We start from the raw sequence: 19,553 nt of genomic DNA, 5'->3' as shown, positions 1-19,553 counted from the left end.
GGCAGCCTCCCCCACGTCGTCCACCCCCTGCCTGGGTACCGCCTTGCGCGCGAGCGGCCCAGCCACCGACTATTCACCCCGGTCGCGGCGTCGTCCACACGTTATCCACAGCCTGTGTATCAGTCGACCAACACGCCCGGCCGGAGGTCGGACACCGCCGACCACCGGAGCTGTGCAGGTGGGTACAAGTGGCGAACGACCGACTACCGCTGACGGTTCCGTTTTTCGCAGGGGCGAGTTGCGGCGACTGATAGACGGCAGAGGCGCACGCTAACAGTGTTGTCCACAGGAAGACAACCGCTGTCCACACCCTTTTGCCCTGTTTGTGGATAATTGCCGGCAACTTGGTTGACTGGCGGGACCGCCGGGGTCAAAGTGGTGAACGGCCCCTGCCGCCCGGTTCCCACCCCGGCGCTCGGGCTGCGCTCGGGCGGTCGCGGCGAGGGTTGCTACGCTTGGGTGTTGGCCCTATCCTCCCGGAACTGATTCGGAGAGCCTGACGTGAGCAAGCGCACTTTCCAGCCGAACAACCGCAAGCGTAAGAAGACCCACGGGTTCCGGCTGCGCATGCGCACCCGCGCCGGGCGGGCGATCATCCGTGCTCGCCGCCAGAAGGGCCGGGCCCGGCTCTCGGCCTGACCCGGCCAGAGGCGATGGCCGGAGGGACGTGGATGCTCGACCGGGCACACCGGCTGCGGCGGCGGAGCGAGTTCACGGCGGCGGTTCGCGCCGGCCGTAGGGCCGGGCGTGCCACGGTGGTGGTTCACCTCCGCCGCCCTGGTGACCGGCCCGACCAACCACCGGCACCGGGCGGCGTTGACGCGCCGCCGCGGGCCGGCTTCATCGTCTCGAAGGCGGTTGGTGGGGCGGTCGTCCGCAACACCGTCCGTCGCCGGCTGCGTGAGCTGGTCCGCCCGCACCTAGCGGAGCTGCCGCCCGGCAGCCTGTTGGTGGTCCGGGCGTTGCCGGCCGCCGCTGGCGCCAGCTCGGCCCGGCTCAGCGCAGACCTGGTCGGTGCCCTCCGGAGTATCACCCGAGGCCGTTCGGGGCGAGCGGAGCCGGCCCGATGACCTCCGAGCAGGGCCCAACCGCCGACGAGCGGCCCGTCACCACCGGCATCCCCCGGCCCACGACCTGGGGTGGCCGGTTTCTCGCTGCCCCCATCATCGCGTACCGTCGGTGGCTGAGCCCGGCTATGCCGGCACGTTGCCGGTTCTACCCGTCTTGTAGCGCGTACGCCCTGACGGCGCTCGCGCGGCACGGCGCACTGCGTGGCACCGGCCTCGCGGTCCGGCGGCTGCTGCGCTGCCACCCCTTCCATCCCGGTGGGTACGACCCGGTGCCCGAGAAAGACGCGACTGGAGCCACACAGTGTTGAACTGGCTGTATACCGCCATTTCATGGATTCTGCTCCGCTGGCATGACGTCTGGTCGTTCCTGGACGGGCGCGAGATCCTGGCCACCAACTGGGACTGGATCCTGGCGATCGTCTTCCTGGTGATCACGGTCCGGATCATCCTCTTCCCGCTCTTCGTCAAGCAGATCAAGTCGCAGCGGGCGATGCAGGCGCTGCAGCCCCAGATGAAGGAGCTGCAGGACAAGCACAAGGGTGACCGGGAGACGCTCCAGAAAGAGATGATGGAGCTCTACCGGCGGGAGAAGGCCAACCCGCTGATGGGCTGCCTCCCGCTCTTCCTGCAGATCCCGGTCTTCATCAGCCTCTTCTGGATCTTGCGGCGGCTCGACCCGACCCGGGCGGTCGCGGTGGAGACCGGCCAGGTCAGCGAGCAGGCCTCCAACACCACGCTCTACACCTGGACCTTCGACCAGTTCCAGAGCGCGTCGCTGGCGCAGCTGTTCGGGGCGCCGATCGCCTCGCAATTCTTCGATCAGGACTTCAGCCGCTTCGACGAGCTGGACGCCAACATCGCCGCGGTCCGGGTCGTGATCGGGATCCTGGTCGTGATCATGATGATCACGACCTACCTGACCGCGAAGCAGATGATCCTCAAGACCGGCTGGGCCACCGACCCGACCCAGCTGATGATGCAGCGGCTGATGGTCTACGGGCTCCCGTTCCTGCTGCTCTTCTCGGGCGCCTTCTTCCCGCTCGGCGTGATCATCTACTGGGTGGTCCAGAACCTTGTCTCCCTCGCCCAGCAGCAGTGGGTGCTGCGGAAGTACCCACCGCCGCCGCAGCCGAAGGACGCCAAGGGCGGCGTCTCCGGCCCGTTGCCGCTCGGCGGCGGCAAGGCCAACGGCAAGGGCAGCAAGGACGGTAAGGGCAAGGACGCGCCAGCCGACGACGCGCCGCAGGTCGACGGCAAACAGCTCGCCCCCCGGCCAGGCGCCAAGCCGGTGAAGCCGAAGAAGGCGCCGCCGAAGAACGTCCCCCCGAAGCGGGTCCCGCCGTCGAAGAACATCCCCCCGAAGCGGAAGAGCTCGACGCCGAACTCTGGCTGATCGAGGTGCGCGCCCGTGGTCGCGACGCCCCCGAGCGCCCGACCGCAACTGAACCACCGGCCCGCAGGTGGGCCGCTTACCGGTGACGGAGAGATACATTGACTGACATGACCGCTCGCTCGGTGGACGACTCGCGCCCCGACGAGACCGAGCCGGTCCCGCCGTCGGCGGAGGAGGCAGCGGCGGCTGCGGCGACCGAGGAGGACGAGGAGCCCGGCGAGCCGGAGCCCGCCAGCGAGGACGAACTTTTCGCGCAGAGCGAGATAGCCGCGGACTACGTCGAGGGCCTGCTGGACGTGCTGGACCTCGACGGGGACATTGATGAGCTGGTCGCGAACGGGCGCCCGATGGTCGAGGTCGTCGGCGGCCAGTTGCAGACCCTGGTCGGCCAGCGCGGGGCCACCCTGGAGGCGCTCCAGGACCTGGCGCGCCTGGCGGTGTACCGGCGTACCGGTGAGCCGAGTCGACTGATGCTGGACATCGGTGGCTACCGCAACAGTCGGCGCAACGAACTCGCTGCGGTGGCCCGTAACGCCATCGAACGGGTTCACGAGCACGGCCAGCCGGTGCGGCTGGAACCGATGTCGGCGTTCGAACGCAAGTGTGTCCACGACGTGATCAACGCGACCGATGGCGTCGCGAGCGAGTCGCAGGGCGAAGAGCCGAACCGCCGGATCGTGGTCCGCGCGGAGTGATCTGCGGTACCCGATGACCGCTTCTGATCAGCAGCCGGGAGCCGCCGACGCTTCGCCGTCGGCGGCCACCCCGACCAACGGAGCCGAGGATGAGCTGGCCGTCGAGCTGACCGGCTCGGAGCGGGCCGCCGCCGAGGCGCTCTTCGGCGCGCAGTTGCCGCTGGCCGAGCAGTACGCCTGGCTACTGGCGACCGACGGCGTACTGCGAGGGTTGATCGGGCCGCGGGAGGCGCCCCGACTCTGGCAGCGCCACCTGCTCAACTGCGCCGCGGTCGCGGAGCGGGTGCCGGGCGGAGCCACCGTCCTCGATGTCGGTACGGGCGCCGGGCTACCCGGCCTGGTGCTGGCGGTCGCCCGACCCGATTTGACAGTGACGCTTGTCGATTCTATGGCGCGCCGGACGGCGTTCCTGACCGAGGTGGTCGGGGCCCTCGATCTGGGCTCCCGGGTTCGGGTGGTGCGAGCCCGGGCGGAGGAGTGCGTCGGCGAACTACCCCTCGCCGATGTGGTGCTCTCCCGCGCGGTGGCGCAGCTGGATCAGCTCGCAGCCTGGTGCCTACCGCTCACGGCGGTCGGCGGTGTGGTCGTCGCGATGAAGGGTGACTCCGCGGAGTCAGAGCTCGAGACCCATCGGGAGGCTGTTCGCGGTCACGGCGGGGGCCCTCCGGCGATCCACCGGTGCGGCGAGGGTCTGCTCACACAACCCGCCACTGTGGTGGAGTTTGTCCGGGAGCGGGTAGTGACGACCGTCCCCAGCGGGCCGCGTCGCGGACGTGCGGAGTCTGCGACGCAAGCTCGGGTCAAGGGTGGCGAGGGGCGTGGTCGCGGTGCGGCTCGGCGCCGGCCGTTGCGGTGACCTGAGCGCTGGGCCGACTGTGTCGCGCAGACCGGAGCCGGCGTTCCGGCGCGGCGGGGTTGCCTTGGTAGCCGGATACCAGAATGGTGGATCGGTGAGAACCGGCGTGGCTTTGTCAGCGCGTCGGCCGTACGCTTGCCAGGCGCGGCCTGTCCGGCCGGGCGACCCGAGCGCGGGGCAGCCGCTGCGCCACCCCGCACCGTGATCAGGCGGTGCGTCCACAGCGGGTAGGGATTGAGACGTGCGTGACTACGGCATGAGCAATGTGGGCGGGGTCGACGCCGGCACCGTTCCACGTGAAACGACGATGCCCGGAGCGGGGGCGGCAGAGCGATCCGAGGCGGATACCGGGGGGCCGGTACCGGGTTATCCCGTGCCCGCCCCCACCTCCGGGGCCGGCCCCGCGTCAGCGGCGGACCGGCGGCCGGAGACCGTCGGCTCGGAACCACCGACGATGAGCGGCGCAGATCGAGCGGAGCGACCGGTTGAAGCCCCCGTGACCGGCTCGGGCGACTATCCGGTAGGCGAACGGGTACCGGGGCCGTTTCGGGCGGTAGCCCAGGTGCCGGGGTCGATCCTGGCCAAGGTGGACCCTGCCGAGCTGGCCGCCGTGATGACGGAGGCGGCCGGCCGGCAGTCCGAGCCCGTGAGCGACGGATCCCCCGCGCTCGGCGGCGAAGACCCCGCTGCGGACGACTGGTTGCCGGACTCCTCGGCGGCCAGCCCGGTATCCGGCGGAGCGGTAGCCGGGGGAGCGCCGTTCGATGAAGCGCTACCGGACGGCGCGCTATTGGACGCGGCAAGCCGCGGGGAGGAGCCGGCGGTAAGCGCCGTCGAGCCCGAGCCGCCAGCGGCGCCGCCGTTATCGCCGCCGGCCCCGCCAGCGCCCGCCTCCTCGGCGCCGCCAGCGCCCGCCTCCTCGGCGCCGCCAGCGGCGCCGGCAGCCGAGGGCCCGCCGGGCGCCACGGAGATGTCGGGTGGCTTGCCGGGCGCCACGGAGACCGCCGAGCCGGCTCCGGCGTCGGCCGGGTCGGCGGCGGCGACCGCCAGGCCCAGCGACGACGATCCGCCGTTGGCGATGGAGGCCAAACGGGCGGTCCAAGTGCTCAACCCGAGCGGCGACGTCACCATGCCGCGGCCGGTCGCGCCGCGGATCATGTGCGTCGCCAACCAGAAAGGCGGGGTCGGCAAGACCACCTCGGCGGTGAACCTCGCCGTGTCGCTGGCGTTGCACGGCAACCGGGTGCTGGTCGTCGACCTCGATCCGCAGGGCAACGCCTCGACCGGGCTGAACGTTCCGCACCACGCCGGCGTTCCGGATGTCTACGACTGTCTGGTGAACGGCGTGCCGTTGGCGGAGGTGGCGCAGCCGGTCGAGGGGATCCCCAATCTGGCCTGCGTCCCGGCCACGATCGACCTCGCCGGTGCGGAGATCGAGTTGGTCTCGGTAGTCGCGCGGGAGTCCAGACTGGGCCGCGCCATCGCTGCCTACCCGGACGAGTTCGACTACCTGCTGATCGACTGCCCGCCGTCGCTGGGGTTGCTGACGGTCAACGCGCTGGTGGCGGCGAAGGAGGTGTTGATCCCCATCCAGTGCGAGTACTACGCCCTGGAAGGGCTCAACCAGCTCCTCAACAACATCAACATGGTGCAGGCGCACCTGAACCCCACCCTGGACATCAGCACCATCCTGCTCACCATGTACGACCGCCGTACCAGGTTGGCCGACGCGGTAGAGCAGGATGTCCGGACCCACTTCGGGGAGAAGGTGCTCAAGGCGGTGATTCCTCGGAACGTCCGAGTGTCGGAGGCGCCCAGCTACGGGCAGTCTGTGATGACATACGATCCGGGGTCGCGGGGCGCCACCAGTTACTTCGAAGCCGCCCTGGAGATCGCCGAGCGCGGTGCTAAGCGAGGAGAGGAAGCATGAAGAGCCGTCCACGTGGAGGCCTGGGCCGGGGCCTCGGGGCGTTGATCCCGACCGGGGCGGCGGACCCGCCGCCCGCCCCGCCGCCTGCTGCGCCCGCCCCCGTGGCCGAGGAGCCGGCGGTAGCAGCAGCGGTGGCCCCGCCAGAGTCGCCGCTGGCGGAGCCGATCGCACCGGAGCCGATCGCACCGGAGCCGATCGCACCGGAGCCGATCGCACCGGAGCCCGCCTTGGCGCCGGTGCCCGGCGTTCGGCTAGCCGAGATCCCCACCACGGCGATCGTGCCCAACCCCAAACAGCCACGACACGCCTTTGATGAGGAGGCGTTGGAGGAGCTGAAGACCTCGATCCAGGAGGTCGGGCTGCTCCAACCGGTCGTGGTCCGGGAGCTGGGGGCCGACAAGTACGAGCTGGTGATGGGTGAACGCCGGTGGCGAGCGGCCCAGGCGGTCGGGCGGGAGACCATCCCCGCGATGGTGCGCGACACCCGTGACGACGCGATGCTGCGGGACGCGTTGCTGGAGAACATCCACCGTGTCGACCTGAACCCGCTGGAGGAGGCGGCCGCCTACCAACAGCTGCTGGAGGAGTTCGGCGCGACGCACGAGGAGCTGGGTCGGCGAATCGGCCGGAGCCGGCCGCAGATCTCGAACACCATCCGGCTGTTGAACCTTCCTGCGCCGGTGCAGCGTCGAGTGGCCGCCGGTGTGCTGTCGGCGGGGCATGCTCGGGCGTTGCTGAGTTTGGAGGACCACGACGCGCAGGAGGCGCTCGCATCCCGGGTGGTGGCCGAGGGGATGTCGGTCCGGGCCACCGAGGAAGCGGTTGCGCTGGTGCTGGCGGATCCGGAGAGCGGCCGGAAGGCCGCCGCCAAACGGCGGAACAAGCCCCACTCCCCGGCGCTGACCGACCTTGCCGACCGGCTCTCAGACCGGTTCGACACCCGGGTCAAGGTCGACCTTGGTCGCAGCAAAGGCAAGATCACTATCGAGTTCGCCACCGTTGACGATCTGGAGCGGATCGTTGACCTGATCGGGGTAGAGCAGGAACAGTCGCTGCAGGAGTGAAGCCCCCGCTTTCGGCGTTCTGGTTCCACGTGAAACGGCGGCCCCCCACCCGACCGGGTGGGGGGCCGCCGTTTCACGTGGAACCAGCGCTACCCTTCACCGCGTTTCTCAAGGGCCTTCGCGTCGCGGCGGGCCTCCTTCAGTCGCTTCCCGCGCGACTCAGCCGGTAGCCGCCAGACGTCGATCCCGCCCAGAAGGGCGAAGGCGCGGATGCGGATCAGCGGGGCTCCAGTTCGGGCGGCGCGCTGACTTCCGCGCTCATCGTTGCCACCTATGATCGTCGGGCCGGTGATCTCCACGTCCACCGTGTCCGGCACGTAGACGGTCGCGCCGCCCATGATTGAGACCGCGTTAATAACGAGTTCGGACCCCTCGATCTCGACCTCCCGGAGGTCGAGATCATCGCCGCCCATGATCGAGATGACGTTGATCTGCTCGCCGTACCGCCGCTCCCGGCGGGTCGACCCACCCAGGATCGCGAAGAGCCAGCGGGACCGCCGCTTCTTCTCTGGTCGCTCCGCCACCTCTTGTGCGGCGGCCGAACGTCCGGGGAGGTCCCGAGTCAGCTCGGCGAGCTCCGCCTGGGTCACCGCGGCGTAGGCGCGCCCCACTCGTTCCTCAAGTTCACCGAGGGAGAGGCGGCCCGCGGCGGCGTGCTCGCCTAGGAGCTCCACGAGCTGGTGGCGTTCCTCGTCCGATGCGCGCAACGCTGGCGGGTTCTCGGCCGCCCGCGACCCCTCCGGCGGCACTTGCGGCCCCGTCTCCGTACCCACGGTGTCTCCTTGTTGTCGAGGTGAGGAATCGGACTCCAGCTTAAACGGGGTTGGCGGGAATCGAGACTTGGGCGGTTGCGATCCGGGTGGTGCGTCATCCACAGAACTTATCCACAGGGGGGCGCGTTCCACGTGAAACACCGTGTGGATGGGGGTGCAGGCCTGTGGACTACGGCTCACAGTCGCCGCGGGAACCGGGCCGGACGAGCCTTCCGGGTGAGGTCTGTTGGGGTCAGGTCAGCTACGCTCATCGTCGTGTCCGAGACCTCCCTACCCTCCTTCGTGCAGTGGCCCTCGTTCCCGTTCGAAGGCAAGCTGCAGATCAAGCAGCTCGATGAGCCGGTGGCGGTCGAGCCGCCGCGCAGGGGCGAAGACAAGGCAGACTGCGCCAAGTGCCAGACGCCCGACAGCGCATACATCTGGGTCAACGACAACTGGCGGGTCCGTAGCATGGACCGGCCAAGCGGACTCCCGATGGTGCTGATCCTGGAGTCCCGCTCCCACCTTGACTTGGGGGACCTGCCGAACATGCTCGCGGCCGAGCTGGGCGTCATGTCAGTACGCCTGGAGCGGGCGATCCGTTCCCTGGAGGGCGTCGCGCGGGTCCACATGAATCGTTGGGGCGACGGGGCCGCCCACCTGCACGTCTGGTTCATGGCTCGGCCCTACGGTCGGCTTCAGCTGCGCGGCACCTTCCTCACCTTGTGGGATGAGATTCTGCCGCCGGTGAGCGAGGTGCAGTGGCGGGAGAATCTCGCCCTGATCGCTGCCTGGCTGGCCGAGTTCGGCGGTACGCCGCTGGCCGAGCCGCCGCACATCAACTGGCAGGCTCCGGCATCCTTCGAACAGTTGGTGCCGGCTCCCGGCGAGCCCGGCGGCGCTCGGCCGTCGACCGCCCCCGGTAACGGCGGCGCCGGTGCCGCTTCCGGTGGGTACCGCGGCGTCGGCAAGGGTCACGGCGCGGACGACGGCGCCGGTGAGCGCCATGGCGCGGACGACGACGCCGGTGAAGGTCGCGGCGTCGAGTCGGCTGGCGACGGGCACGGCCCGAACGGCAGCCACGAGGAGCCGGCGGCATCGCACGGGGTTGCGGCGCAAGATGATGCGCTGGCCGGCGGTCGGATGAGTGACCCGGACGGGAGCGCCAGCTCCGAATCGCCGCCGGCCGGGGAGACCCAGCCGACCGGCAGTGTTGCGCCGGCCTCGCCCGGCGCTGCCGACCCGCGGAGCTAGCGAGATCAGGTCGGGCGGTGGTTGCTGGGGTCAGCCCTGGCCGGAGCGGGCCGCCGCCCGGCCGACCAGGGCGGTGAAGACATCGCCGAGCTCCAGCGACGCGGCGTGGATCGCCATCGGCAGCAGCGACGTCTCGGTCATCCCCGGCGCCACCGTCACCTCCAGCACGTGCGGCGCGCCCTCCGCGTCGACGATCAGGTCGACCCGGGACAGGTCCCGTAGGCCGAGGGCCTGATGCGCCGCGAGCGCGGTCGCGGCGACCCGCTCGCTGACCGGCTCGGTAAGTCGGGCCGGCGCGTGCCACGTGGTGAGGCCCGCGGTGTAGCGGGCGGCGTAGTCGTAGACGCCGCCCTGCGGCACGATCTCCACCGCCGGCAGCGCCCGCGGCCCATCGCCCAGGTCGAGGATGGTGACCGCGACATCGGCGCCGGGAACGTAGCGCTCCACCAGCGCGGTCTGGTCGTAGGCGAAGCAGCCCACCATCGCCGCCGGCAGAGATTCGGTGTCGCTGACCACCGCCGCGCCGAGGCCCGAACCACCCTGCGCCGGCTTGACCATCAGCGGCGTGCCGAGCCGGGCGACGATGCGTTCCAGCACCGCCACCGCGCCCAGCTCCGAGAAGCGTTCGTGGGGCAGCGCCACCCAGTCGGGCGTCGGGATGCCGTGCTCGCGCAGCACCGTCTTGGCGGAAGGCTTATCCCAGGCGAGCCGGGCGGCGCGGGCATCGCCGCCGACGTACGGCACCCCGCACAGGTCGAGCACCCCCCGCAGCGAGCCGTCCTCGCCGGTCGCGCCGTGCAGGGCGATCACCACCGCGTCCGGCGGGTCGGCCGCGAGCAGCGGCAGCAGACTCACGTCGGCGTCGTGCAGCTCCGCCTCGACGCCAGCGGTCCGGAGGGCGTCGAGCACGCGTCGCCCCGACTTCAGCGAGACCTCCCGCTCGTGCGACAGACCGCCGGCGAGGACCAGGACCCGCGGGCTCACCGCCCGCTCTCCGGCTGCGGTGGTGGGCCAGCCTCAGCGACGTCGAGCAGCGTCACCGGATCATCGGGCGCCCCGCCGCGATGAACCGCACCGAAGACGCTCCGCATCGAGAGCTCCTGCTCGACGACGCTGGCGAGTCGACGGACCCCCTCCCGGATCCGGTCGGGCGCGGAGAACGAGAAGTTGAGCCGAAGGTTGGCGGTGCCGTCACCGTCGGCGTAAAAGCCGGTGCCGGGCACGTACGCGACCCGGGCGCTCAACGCCCGGGGCACCATCGCCTTGGCGTCGAGCCCGTCCGGCAGCGTTGCCCAGACGAACAGCCCGCCAGCGGGGCGGGTCCAGTGGCTGCCCTCGGGCATCAACTGAGTCAACGAGTCCAGCAGCGCGTCGCGTCGGTCGCGGTAGATCTCCCGGTACGACTTGAGCTGCTCGCGCCAGGGCATGCTGGTGAGGTACGCGGTGACCGCGGCCTGTGCGTAGGCGCTGGGACAGAGGATCTGCGCTTCGCTGGCGATCACGAGCTTCTCCCGGACCGCGTGGGGGGCGAGCACCCAGCCGACCCGGAAGCCCGGGGCGAAGGTCTTGGAGAAGGTGGAGAGGTAGAAGACCCCGTCTCGGCGGCGGGCCCGCAGCGGGGCGGGGGCGTCGCCCTCGAACCCGAGCTGGCCGTACGGGTCGTCCTCGACCACCAGGAGCCCGGCGCGCTCGCAGATCTCGAGCACCCGCTCGCGGCGGGGTTCGGAGAGGGTGACGCCGGCCGGGTTCTGGTAGGTAGGGATGGTGTAGAGGAACTTCGCCCGCTTGCCGGCGGCAGCCACCTGGGTGATCGCCGCCTCCAACGCCTCCGGGATCAGGCCGTCGTCGTCCATGGCCACGTGCACCACCTCGGCCTGGGCGGCCTGGAAAGCGCCGAGCGCGCCGACGTAGGTGGGGCCTTCCGCGATCACCACATCGCCGGGGTCGAGGAAGAGCCGGGCGACCAGGTCGAGCGCCTGCTGGCCGCCGACGGTCACCACCACGTCTTCCGGGGAGGCGCCCAGGTCTCCGTCGATGCCCGAGAGCGCCATCACCTCGCAGATGCGTTCCCGTAGCTCAAGGGTGCCTTGGCCGATCCCGTACTGGAGGGTGGTGGCCCCGTGGTCCAGCGCGAGCCGGCCGAGCATCTCGCCGACCGCGTCGAGTGGCAACGCCGAGACGTAGGGCGCACCGCCGGCGAGTGAGACCACCTCCGGGCGGCTGGCGACCGCGAACAGGGCACGGATCTCGGAGGCGGTCATGCCCCGCACCCGCTGCGCGTAGCGGTCGGTGTAGTCATCCAGGGTGGTGCCGGATCCGGTCATGGGGCTGCTCCCTCGGCTCAGCTACCGTCAACCCGTCGTTCGGTCGATGGTATCGATTCTCGCCAGCTCACCCCGGCCGCGTGCGGTGATTTCCGTCATGCGGACACCTGGCCGTCACCGGAAACGTCCCGCGGGATCGCTGTCCGTTCAGCGGAGGCATCCCTCGTTCGTCGGTGGTAGGTTTCGCTCACAATGGTGGGTGATCGGCAGGCTATCCCCCGGTCTGAGATTTCCGCACCCGCGTTCATGGGGCGTGAACGCGAGGTGGCGGCGCTCGGGCAGGCGCTGTCGCAGCCTCCGGCCGTGGTCCTGGTCGAGGCTGAGCCCGGTGCTGGCAAGAGTCGCCTGGTGCAGGAGTTCCTGGCTGCTCCGATCGGGCAGCGGCACCGGCTGCTGGTGGCGGTGTGCCCGCCGTTTCGCGAGGCGTTGACGCTGGGCCCGATCGTGGACGCGGTGCGGCAGGCGCGTGAGGGGGTGGCGGGCCTACCGTTGACCGCGCTCGCCGGTGCGCTGCGACCGTTGCTGCCGGAGTGGGCAGATGATCTGCCGCCGCTACCGGCCCCGCTGGACGATGCGAAGGCTGCCCGGCATCGACTGTTCCGGGCGCTGGCGGAGTTGATCCGGGCGATGGGCGTTACCGGCGTGATCGTCGAGGACGTCCACTGGGCGGATCCGGTCACCATGGAGTTCCTGCTTTTCCTGGCGTCGCACCGGGCCTCCCGCCAACAGGCGGAGCCGCCCAGTCTGTTGGTGACGTACCGGCCGGCCGATGTGCCGCCAGGCTCGCTGCTGCTCCGGCTGTCGTCGCGGCTGCCGGTCGGCACCACCCAGCTGCGGATCGGGCTGGCGCCGCTGGACGTGTTGCAGACCGCCGGGATGGTCTCGTCGATGCTCGGTGACGAGCCGGTGTCGATGGAGTTCGCGCGGTTTCTGCACGAGCGGACCGGCGGGGTGCCGCTGGCGGTGGAGGAGTCGGTCCGGTTGCTCCGCGACCGGGCCGATCTGTTCCGCCGAAACGGTGAATGGGTCCGGCGGTTGTTGCCCGATCTGCAGGTCTCGCCGACCATCCGGGATTCGGTGCTGGAGCGGGTGCAGCGGCTGACCCGCCCCGCCCAACAGGTGCTCCAGGCAGCGGCGGTGTTCGCGGAGCCGACTCCGGGGGACACCGTGACCGTGGTGGCGGGTGTGGTCGGCGGCCCTTCCCGCGCTGTGGCCGACCCGGTGCCGCCGGCCGCCGACCCGGTGTCGCCGGCATCGTCGGAGCCGATGTCCGCGGCGATCAGCGAAGCTGTCGCCTCCGGGCTGCTGCGGGAAGATGAACGGTTGCGGTTGACGTTTCGGCACGCCTTCATGAGCCAGGTGGTCTACGAGGCGATCCCCGGGGCGGAGCGGCGCCGCCTGCATCGGCTCGCCGGTGAGCAGTTGGAGCGGCTCGACCCGCCGCCGGTGGTGGCGCTGACCCGGCACTTCCGGGAAGCCAACCAGGTCGAGAAGTGGAGTCACTTCGCGGAGCAGGCGGCCGAGCGCGCGGTCGCTGGCGGGGACCACACCACCGCGACCGCGCTACTCACCGAGTTGCTGCACGCCGCCGACCAGCTGCCGCCGGAGACCCAGCTACGGCTGGCGCGGCGGCTGGCGACGATCGCCCTCGGTCGCCGGGAGCAGGTCGATGAGCTGCATCAGCGGGTGGTTGCGGTGCTCCGGCGGGTGGTCGAGACCGGGAGTCTGAACGACCGCGAGCAGGCCCAGCTGCGCAACCCGCTGGGTCGGCTACTCGCCCAGCAGGGCGACCTGGCCGCGGCGCAGACGGAGCTCGAACGAGCCATCCCGCACCTGGGTCAGGACACCGCCGAGGCCGGGCGGGTCATGACCTATCTGGGATGGCCGTGGCTCGGGCCGTGGGGGGCGCAGGCGCACCGGGAGTGGCTGCGCCGCGCCGCCGCGCTCGACCACAGCCGGCTCTCTCCGGTGGAGCGCACCTCGTTGCAGGCCGACCGGGCCGTGGCCCTGCTCCAGCTGGGGGACGATGAGGGTTGGCAGGTCGCGTCAGCACTGCCGGCGGTATCCGAATCAGACTCACCGGCGTTGCGGCGGCAGCGGTGTCGAGCCTGCCTCAACTTTGGCACCGCCGCGACCTTGTGGGGCCTGTACGACCGGGCGCGGCGGTGGCTGGCCGAAGGGATGGCGCTCGCCGACGCCGAACACTATCCGCGGATCCGGTCGAAGATCGCTTTCGGGGAGGTGGAGCTGGCCTGGCTGAGCGGTCACTGGCAGGAGCTGGAGCCGCAGCTGACCGCCGTCGCGCACGATGAAGATACCGAGCCGTTGGTGGCGCTCAACGCGGCGCGGCTGCTCGGCTGGTGGCATACGGTCGACGGGTCGCTGCGGCGGGGTGAGGAGTACTTCACCGCCGCCATGCGGGACGCCCGCCACTTCGGAGCCATCGAGGATGAGCTGGATCTCGCCGCCGGGCTGGGCCGGCTCCGCCTCGCCGAGGGCCGGGTGGGTGAGGCGCTGGCGGTGACCGCGGCGCCGCTCGCGCCGGTGGTGTCGAAGCAGGTGTGGCTGTTCGCCACCGCGCTGGCACCGGTCCGGGTCGCGGCGTTGACCACCGCCGGAAAGCTCAACGAAGCCGTCGAGCTGGTGACCGCGTACGAGCAGGGGGTCCGGGAGCGGCCAGTGCCGGCGAGCCTGGCCGGGTTGGCGACTTGCCAGGCGCTGCTCGCCGAGGGGCAGGGGGCGCCGGCCGCCGCCCGGTACGCGGCCGCCGCCGAGGCTTGGCAGCGGCTACCCCGCCCGTACGAGGTGTTGTTGGCGCAGGAGCGGCAGGCGCGGTGCCTGTTCGCCGAGGGGGCGGAGCAGTCGGGCCAGGAACTGCTGACCCGGGTCTGGCAAGGGCTGGCGGAGTTGGGCGCCCGGGCGGATGAAGAACGGGTCGGGCGGCAGTTGCGGGAGTACGGGGTGGATGTGCGGCGGCCTTGGCGGGGCGGCCGGCGCGGCTACGGGACCCAACCGTCGCCCCGCGAGCTAGAGGTGATCAAGCTGGTGCTCGCCGGCAAGACCAACCGGGAGATCGCCCAGGTATTGCACAAGTCGCCCCGCACGGTAGCTGGCCAGTTGGCGTCGGTGATGCGCAAGTTGGGGGTGTCGTCCCGGACCGAGCTGGCGGTCCGGGTGGTGGAGGAAGGGCTGGTGGCCGAGTCGGAGGCCCGCCCCACCGGGTGACCGACTCTCGACAGCCGCCGAGATCTGGCTTATCCACCCCGGGGCTTCTCGTCGCGGCGTACGATCCGCGATTGGGAGGAGCTGATGGTACGGCGACTGGCGAACCTGACGCTGGACACGCTCTCGGATCTACCGGGCACCTGCCGCGGCTGCGTCTTCTGGGAGCTGAGCCCGGTCGCGGCCGGGCAGGTCGCGCTCGCGGGCGACCCAGCGTTGGAGAAGGAAGCGTGGGTTTCGCAGACCCTGCTGGAGTGGGGCTGCTGCGGCAAGGTCGGCTACGTCGACGAGACCCCCGCCGGTTATGTGCTCTACGCCCCGCCGAACTACCTGCCCGGCGGTCACCAGTTCCCGACCGGCCCACCCTCGGCCGACGCGATCGTCATCGCCGCGGTGCAGGTCTCCCCGGCGTACGGCGGGGTTGGTCTGGGCCGGGCGCTGGTGCAGGCGGCAGTGCGGGACCTTGGTGATCGAGGCTTCCGGGCGGTGGAGGCGTTCGGTGACCGGTCTCCGGGGGAGGCGGGTCCGGCGCTGGTGAGCGGCTGCGTCGCACCGGCCGATTTCTACGTCTCGGTCGGCTTCAAGACGATCCACCCGCACCCGCGTTACCCCCGGCTACGGCTGGACCTGCACCGAGGGCCGAGCTGGTGGGTGGTGGCCGGAGCGAGTGAGCTCGAACGTGCCGGCGAGCCGGTCGCCGGCACGGTTCAGGATGAACTGTCGGTGGCCGCGGCTGGGGTGCCGCTGGCGGTGCCGGCGGCCAGCTCCTGGCGAAGCTGCCGGACATCGATGGTGCCGGTCGCCACATCGGATTCGGAGGGGTAATACATCCGCTGTACGGCCGCGAGGATGGCGTCGGCGACGATGTCCCGGGTCCGGGCGTCGGTCAGCTGCTGACGGTCCAGCGGTGACGTGAGGTAACCGATGTCCACCCGTACCGCCGGCATCCGGGTCAACCGGAGCAGATCCCAGCTCTTCGCGTGGGTGTGGCAGTCCCGCAGCCCGGTCCGGGCGACTATCTCCCGTTGTACGAGGCCGGCGAGCCGCTCGCCGACGGTGGAGGTGACCCCACCCTGTGCGCCGTAATGGTAGGCGGCGACGCCGCCGGCCGCCTGATTTGTGTGGGCGTCCAGGTGCAGCGAGATGAACAGGTCCGCGCCGAGTTCGTTGGCGAGTTCGGCCCGGGCCCGGTCCGGCATGAAGGTAGCCAGCTGCGGGCCGCGGGTGAGGTTGACCCGCACCCCGGCGGCGGTGAGCCGCCCCTCTAGCCGGGAGGCGAGATCCCAGACCAGGTCGGCCTCCCGCCACTGCTCGCGGGCGCGCTGAACCAGCACGCCGGGATCGGTGCCGCCGTGGCCCGGGTCGACCACCACACGCTTGCCGAGCAGGGCCGGGCCGGCCCGGCGCAGCCGCTCCGACTCCCGCAGCACCTGCGGCCGCCCGCCGACCACCTTGCGGCCGAGCCGCCGCAGCGCCTGCAGCGTCTGCGGGCCGCAGGAACCATCCGGTGCCAGCCCCACCTCGCGCTGGAACTGGGCGAGCGACCGGGCGGTGCGCACGCCGTAGATGCTGTCGGCGCGCCCGACGTCGTAGCCCATCTCCAGCAGTCGCTCCTGCAACGCCCGGACGTCCTCGCCGACGAGCGGATCGCTGATCGAGGGGAAGAGGGTGCGGGCGCCGAGCCCCCACCGGGCGGCGGCCATCGCCTGCCAGGTCTCCTCGGTGACCCGACCGTCGGCGGTGAGACCACGCGACTGTTGGAAGCCGCGCACCGCCCGGACGGTCACTTCGTCGAACTCGTCGTTCGCCGACGGGGTCTCGGGGAGGAGCCCCAGCTGGGCGAGGATTTGCCGGATCTCGGTGACCGCCGGCCCGGTGTCGCCGCGTTGGATGGTTCGCATTGTGGAGTGGTGCCTAGAGGGCGGCCTCGATCAGCCGGACCAGCTCGCCCTTGGGCTTGGCGCCCACGACCGACTTCACCGGCTCACCGTCTTTGAAAATAGTCATGGTGGGCAGCGACATCACCCGGTAGGCGCGGACCGTCTCGGGGTTCTCGTCCGAGTTGATCTTGACGATCCGGAGCCGACCAGCCATTTCGCCGGCGATCTCCTCCAGCATCGGGGAGACCTTGCGGCACGGGGCGCACCACTCGGCCCAGAAGTCGACCAACACCGGGGTACTGGACTGCAGCACGTCTTCTTTGAAGGTGGCGTCAGTGACGGTCTTGGTTTCCATGGTTGCGGCTCCTTCGGAGTGGGTGACGGGTCAGTCGCGGGAAGCTCAGTCGAGGGCGGCGAGGTAACGCTCGGCGTCGAGCGCGGCGGCGCAGCCGGTGCCGGCGGCGGTGATCGCCTGCCGGTAGGTGTGGTCGACCAGGTCACCGCAGGCGAAGACGCCAGCGACGTCGGTCTGGGTGGCCGGCGCCGCGACCTGGACGTAGCCGTTCTCGTCGACCGTCACCTGGTCCTTGAAGAGTTCGCTGCGCGGATCGTGGCCGATCGCGATGAAGACGCCGGTGACCGGCAGCACCCGCGGCTGGCCAGTGGCGACGTCATGCACTTTGACCCCGGTAACCGAGCCGTCGGCGCCGACGATCTCGTCGATGATGGTGTTCCACTCGACCCGGATCTTGGGGTTCTGCAGCGCCCGGTCGGCCATGATCCGGCTGGCCCGGAACTCGTCGCGGCGGTGAATGATGGTCACCGAGCGGGCGAACTTGGTCAGGAAGGTCGCCTCCTCCATCGCCGAGTCGCCGCCGCCGACCACCGCGATGTCCTGGTCGCGGAAGAAGAACCCGTCGCAGGTGGCGCAGGAGGAGACGCCATGGCCGAGCAGCTCCTGCTCGCCCGGCACCCCGAGTGGCCGCCAGGCCGAGCCGGTCGCCAGCACCACCGCCCGGGCTCGGTAGGTGGTGCTGCCCACCGAGACGGTCTTGACGTCACCGGCCAGCTCCACCGCGGTGGCGTCGTCGGTGAGTAGCTCGGCGCCGAAGCGTTCGGCCTGCTTGCGCATCTGGTCCATCAGGTCTGGGCCGAGGATGCCGTCTGGGAAGCCGGGGAAATTCTCCACCTCGGTGGTGGTCATCAGCGCGCCACCCGACTGCACACCCTCGATGATCAAAGGGTTCAGGTTGGCGCGCGCGGCGTAGACGGCGGCGGTGTAACCAGCCGGCCCCGAGCCAACGATGATCAGGTTGCGGACCTCGTCGCCACTCATGTGATCCTCCGTTCCGCGAGTGGGTTCTCGCGGCACCCGCGCTCACGCGCACCCTACGATCCTTACGTATCCCGCGCCTGCCGCAACGCCATCGTACGGATCGGTATTTCCGCCGGCCGTCGGAGCCGGGGACAGCCGGGTCAGGAGATCCGGAGCTGGAAGACCTCGTCGAGGCCGGCGGTGCTGCTGCCACACCCCGGGCCGACCGCCCAGGCCCAGTGGGTGCCGTCGCCGGCAGTGACCCAGATCACTACTGCGGGGTCGCCTTCGACCTGGGCGAAGTCGAGCACCTCCACCGTCGCCGGCGCTGGCGAGACCGCCGCCGTCACCTGCTCGAGGCAGCTGGCGCGAGCCTGCGGGTCGGACCAGAGCCGATCCAGCGCGGGCGGCACCGCCCCGGCCGGTGCCCCGTCCGAGGCGATGTTCGGCCCCTCCGACTGCTCCAGCGGGCCGCCCTCCGCGTCGGGCCCCGGAGCGGCCGGCGGCGTCAGCTGCCGCGGATCCGGCTGATAGTCGCGTCCGCTGACCAGCAGCTCCGGCCGGGCGGCGAGCGGGTGGGGGGCGGTGTCGTCGACAGTCGGCTGCTCAGCAGCGGGCGCGGAGACGCTGTCGTCGGTGGCGGTCGGCGACTGCCCGAGCTGCCAGGCGCCGACGCCGACTGCGGCGAACGCGACCACCCCGGCAGCGGCCGCGAACCCCGCACCGACCCGGCGCCCCGGCCGCCGCCGCGGGCGCTGGCCGGGATGGCCCGGCGGATGCCGGCGGGCCTCATCCCGGCGCGCCTCATCCCGGCGCGCCTCATCCCGGCGACCGGGACGGCCCGGATGCGGTCCGACCGGGCTCGCCCCGCCGGCCTCGCCGCCGGTGGCCTCGCCGCCGGCGGCGACCAGCGCTGGTGCGTCCGCGAGGGCGCGATCCAGCCGGTCGACGATCTCCGGCGGCATGCTCGGGGCGGGCAGCTCGGCGACCCCGTCGAGCCCGGCGGTGACCTGGGTCAACGCCTCGGCGAGCTCGGCCGCGGCGGTGGCCCAGGCCGGCTCGGCCGCGATCAGCCCGGCGACCCGGGCCTCGTCGGGGGTGCCGGCGAGGGCGCCGCCGAGATAGTCGGCGAGTAGCTCCCGATCAACGCTCAACGCACACCCCCTTCTGGCGCGGTCTGGCCCGTCTTGGATGAGACGCTGGCGCCGGGCGCGGGGTTCCCTTCCCGTAGCTGCCCGAGCAGGACCGCCAACCGGGCCCGGCCCCGCGCGCAGCGGCTCTTCACGGTGCCTTCGGCGACCGCCAGCAGCTGCGCGACCTCGGCCACCGGATAACCCTCCAGATCCACCAGCACGATCGCGATCCGCTGCTCGTCGGGCAGCTGCCGGAGCGCGTCCCGAACCACCAGGACCGTGTCGTGGTCGACCGCCGGGGCGTCCGGTTCGTTGCCGCGCCCCCGGGGATCGTCATCACCGGCCGGCCCACCGTCGGCAAGTGGCACGGTGGGCGGCCCGCGGCGCCGGCGCACCCGGTCCAGGCAGGCGTTGACCACGATCCGGTGCAGCCAGGTGGTGACGGCGGCGTCGCCGCGGAACCGGGCGGCGGCCCGATGCGCCGAGAGCAGTGCGTCCTGCAGCGCGTCTGCCGCCTCCTCCCGGTCCCCGACCGTGCGCAGCGCGACCGCCCACAGCCGGTCCCGATGCCGGTGAAACAGCTCCCGGAACGCCAGCTGGTCACCGGCGACGTGGGCCTGCAACAGCTCCAGGTCGCTGCGTTCGCCGGCGGCCGGCTCCGCCAT

At 71.4% G+C, this 19,553-nt stretch carries 19 protein-coding genes; 11 read left to right on the top strand and 8 right to left on the bottom strand.

What is annotated here, in order from left to right:
• Nucleotides 1-501: 501 nt before the first annotated feature.
• The 8 genes from rpmH to JQS43_RS25945 all read left to right on the top strand — a co-directional run bounded on the left by rpmH (nucleotide 502) and on the right by JQS43_RS25945 (nucleotide 7,008).
• On the top strand, nucleotides 502-639 hold the full coding sequence (rpmH, locus tag JQS43_RS25980; RefSeq protein ID WP_239676986.1) for a 50S ribosomal protein L34: 138 nt from the start codon (nucleotides 502-504) through the stop codon (nucleotides 637-639).
• 32 nt (nucleotides 640-671) lie between these two features.
• Entirely contained in the window at nucleotides 672-1,070 is a 399-nt protein-coding gene (rnpA, locus tag JQS43_RS25975) for a ribonuclease P protein component (protein WP_239679578.1), read from the top strand.
• Nucleotides 1,067-1,378: a membrane protein insertion efficiency factor YidD gene (gene yidD / locus JQS43_RS25970; protein WP_239676985.1), complete on the top strand. Its 312-nt coding sequence runs from the start codon at nucleotides 1,067-1,069 to the stop codon at nucleotides 1,376-1,378. The genes rnpA and yidD overlap by 4 nt, the downstream gene beginning before the upstream one ends.
• Nucleotides 1,372-2,463 (top strand): membrane protein insertase YidC, encoded by a 1,092-nt coding sequence (gene yidC, locus JQS43_RS25965; RefSeq protein WP_239676984.1) that lies wholly within the window; start codon nucleotides 1,372-1,374, stop codon nucleotides 2,461-2,463. Before yidD ends, yidC begins: the two co-directional genes overlap by 7 nt.
• 107 nt (nucleotides 2,464-2,570) lie before the next feature.
• Nucleotides 2,571-3,158, top strand: a complete 588-nt coding sequence (locus tag JQS43_RS25960) for a Jag family protein (protein ID WP_239676983.1) — start codon at nucleotides 2,571-2,573, stop codon at nucleotides 3,156-3,158.
• A 13-nt stretch (nucleotides 3,159-3,171) separates the two neighbouring features.
• Nucleotides 3,172-4,014, top strand: coding sequence for a 16S rRNA (guanine(527)-N(7))-methyltransferase RsmG (gene rsmG / locus JQS43_RS25955; protein ID WP_239676982.1), 843 nt, complete (start codon nucleotides 3,172-3,174; stop codon nucleotides 4,012-4,014).
• A gap of 790 nt (nucleotides 4,015-4,804) precedes the next feature.
• The gene (locus JQS43_RS26160; RefSeq protein WP_420847721.1) at nucleotides 4,805-5,944 is read left to right on the top strand and encodes a ParA family protein; all 1,140 of its coding nucleotides are present in this window, start codon (nucleotides 4,805-4,807) and stop codon (nucleotides 5,942-5,944) included.
• Entirely contained in the window at nucleotides 5,941-7,008 is a 1,068-nt protein-coding gene (locus tag JQS43_RS25945) for a ParB/RepB/Spo0J family partition protein (protein ID WP_239676981.1), read from the top strand. Before JQS43_RS26160 ends, JQS43_RS25945 begins: the two co-directional genes overlap by 4 nt.
• 89 nt (nucleotides 7,009-7,097) lie before the next feature.
• Here the strand turns inward: JQS43_RS25945 and JQS43_RS25940 are convergent, their stop codons facing one another.
• Complete coding sequence (locus tag JQS43_RS25940) at nucleotides 7,098-7,781, bottom strand: DUF1707 SHOCT-like domain-containing protein (protein ID WP_239676980.1); 684 nt, start codon at nucleotides 7,779-7,781, stop codon at nucleotides 7,098-7,100.
• 255 nt (nucleotides 7,782-8,036) lie between these two features.
• Here JQS43_RS25940 and JQS43_RS25935 point away from each other — a divergent pair, with 255 nt between their 5' ends.
• Nucleotides 8,037-9,014, top strand: a complete 978-nt coding sequence (locus tag JQS43_RS25935) for a hypothetical protein (RefSeq protein WP_239676979.1) — start codon at nucleotides 8,037-8,039, stop codon at nucleotides 9,012-9,014.
• Between the two features lie 30 nt (nucleotides 9,015-9,044).
• Here JQS43_RS25935 and JQS43_RS25930 read toward each other — a convergent pair whose 3' ends face one another.
• Complete coding sequence (locus JQS43_RS25930; protein WP_239676978.1) at nucleotides 9,045-9,998, bottom strand: D-alanine--D-alanine ligase family protein; 954 nt, start codon at nucleotides 9,996-9,998, stop codon at nucleotides 9,045-9,047.
• Nucleotides 9,995-11,338: an aminotransferase-like domain-containing protein gene (locus JQS43_RS25925; RefSeq protein ID WP_239676977.1), complete on the bottom strand. Its 1,344-nt coding sequence runs from the start codon at nucleotides 11,336-11,338 to the stop codon at nucleotides 9,995-9,997. The genes JQS43_RS25930 and JQS43_RS25925 overlap by 4 nt, the downstream gene beginning before the upstream one ends.
• A gap of 246 nt (nucleotides 11,339-11,584) precedes the next feature.
• On the opposite strand from JQS43_RS25925, the gene JQS43_RS25920 reads away from it, so the two are divergent.
• Both JQS43_RS25920 and JQS43_RS25915 read left to right on the top strand, forming a co-directional pair.
• Nucleotides 11,585-14,563: a helix-turn-helix transcriptional regulator gene (locus JQS43_RS25920; protein WP_239676976.1), complete on the top strand. Its 2,979-nt coding sequence runs from the start codon at nucleotides 11,585-11,587 to the stop codon at nucleotides 14,561-14,563.
• Nucleotides 14,564-14,647: 84 nt separating this feature from the next.
• The gene (locus tag JQS43_RS25915; RefSeq protein WP_239676975.1) at nucleotides 14,648-15,385 is read left to right on the top strand and encodes a GNAT family N-acetyltransferase; all 738 of its coding nucleotides are present in this window, start codon (nucleotides 14,648-14,650) and stop codon (nucleotides 15,383-15,385) included.
• Here JQS43_RS25915 and JQS43_RS25910 read toward each other — a convergent pair.
• The 5 genes from JQS43_RS25910 to sigM all read right to left on the bottom strand — a co-directional run bounded on the left by JQS43_RS25910 (nucleotide 15,268) and on the right by sigM (nucleotide 19,553).
• Entirely contained in the window at nucleotides 15,268-16,461 is a 1,194-nt protein-coding gene (locus tag JQS43_RS25910) for an N-acetylmuramoyl-L-alanine amidase (protein ID WP_239676974.1), read from the bottom strand. The genes JQS43_RS25915 and JQS43_RS25910 overlap by 118 nt on opposite strands.
• Before the next feature lie 13 nt (nucleotides 16,462-16,474).
• Entirely contained in the window at nucleotides 16,475-16,795 is a 321-nt protein-coding gene (trxA, locus tag JQS43_RS25905; RefSeq protein WP_239676973.1) for a thioredoxin, read from the bottom strand.
• 45 nt (nucleotides 16,796-16,840) lie between these two features.
• Nucleotides 16,841-17,776 (bottom strand): thioredoxin-disulfide reductase, encoded by a 936-nt coding sequence (trxB, locus tag JQS43_RS25900; RefSeq protein ID WP_239676972.1) that lies wholly within the window; start codon nucleotides 17,774-17,776, stop codon nucleotides 16,841-16,843.
• 140 nt (nucleotides 17,777-17,916) lie between these two features.
• Nucleotides 17,917-18,909, bottom strand: a complete 993-nt coding sequence (locus JQS43_RS25895; protein ID WP_239676971.1) for a hypothetical protein — start codon at nucleotides 18,907-18,909, stop codon at nucleotides 17,917-17,919.
• Nucleotides 18,906-19,553, bottom strand: coding sequence for an RNA polymerase sigma factor SigM (gene sigM / locus JQS43_RS25890; RefSeq protein WP_239676970.1), 648 nt, complete (start codon nucleotides 19,551-19,553; stop codon nucleotides 18,906-18,908). The genes JQS43_RS25895 and sigM overlap by 4 nt, the downstream gene beginning before the upstream one ends.

The organism is Natronosporangium hydrolyticum (genome assembly GCF_016925615.1).
Lineage (GTDB): Bacteria > Actinomycetota > Actinomycetes > Mycobacteriales > Micromonosporaceae > Natronosporangium > Natronosporangium hydrolyticum.
The sequence above is the reverse complement of the archived record's forward strand: the minus strand, read 5'-3'. Positions and strand labels throughout refer to the sequence as shown.

What these genes read in the sequence shown, in the direction of transcription:
- rnpA (WP_239679578.1), top strand. Translation starts at nt 672, where the DNA reads ATGCTCGACCGGGCACACCGGCTGCGGCGGCGGAGCGAGTTCACGGCG.
- yidD (WP_239676985.1), top strand. Translation starts at nt 1,067, where the DNA reads ATGACCTCCGAGCAGGGCCCAACCGCCGACGAGCGGCCCGTCACCACC.
- JQS43_RS25960 (WP_239676983.1), top strand. Translation starts at nt 2,571, where the DNA reads ATGACCGCTCGCTCGGTGGACGACTCGCGCCCCGACGAGACCGAGCCG.
- rsmG (WP_239676982.1), top strand. Translation starts at nt 3,172, where the DNA reads ATGACCGCTTCTGATCAGCAGCCGGGAGCCGCCGACGCTTCGCCGTCG.
- JQS43_RS25945 (WP_239676981.1), top strand. Translation starts at nt 5,941, where the DNA reads ATGAAGAGCCGTCCACGTGGAGGCCTGGGCCGGGGCCTCGGGGCGTTG.
- JQS43_RS25925 (WP_239676977.1), bottom strand. Translation starts at nt 11,338, where the DNA reads ATGACCGGATCCGGCACCACCCTGGATGACTACACCGACCGCTACGCG.
- JQS43_RS25920 (WP_239676976.1), top strand. Translation starts at nt 11,585, where the DNA reads ATGGGGCGTGAACGCGAGGTGGCGGCGCTCGGGCAGGCGCTGTCGCAG.
- JQS43_RS25915 (WP_239676975.1), top strand. Translation starts at nt 14,648, where the DNA reads ATGGTACGGCGACTGGCGAACCTGACGCTGGACACGCTCTCGGATCTA.
- JQS43_RS25910 (WP_239676974.1), bottom strand. Translation starts at nt 16,461, where the DNA reads ATGCGAACCATCCAACGCGGCGACACCGGGCCGGCGGTCACCGAGATC.
- trxA (WP_239676973.1), bottom strand. Translation starts at nt 16,795, where the DNA reads ATGGAAACCAAGACCGTCACTGACGCCACCTTCAAAGAAGACGTGCTG.
- trxB (WP_239676972.1), bottom strand. Translation starts at nt 17,776, where the DNA reads ATGAGTGGCGACGAGGTCCGCAACCTGATCATCGTTGGCTCGGGGCCG.
- sigM (WP_239676970.1), bottom strand. Translation starts at nt 19,553, where the DNA reads ATGGCGGAGCCGGCCGCCGGCGAACGCAGCGACCTGGAGCTGTTGCAG.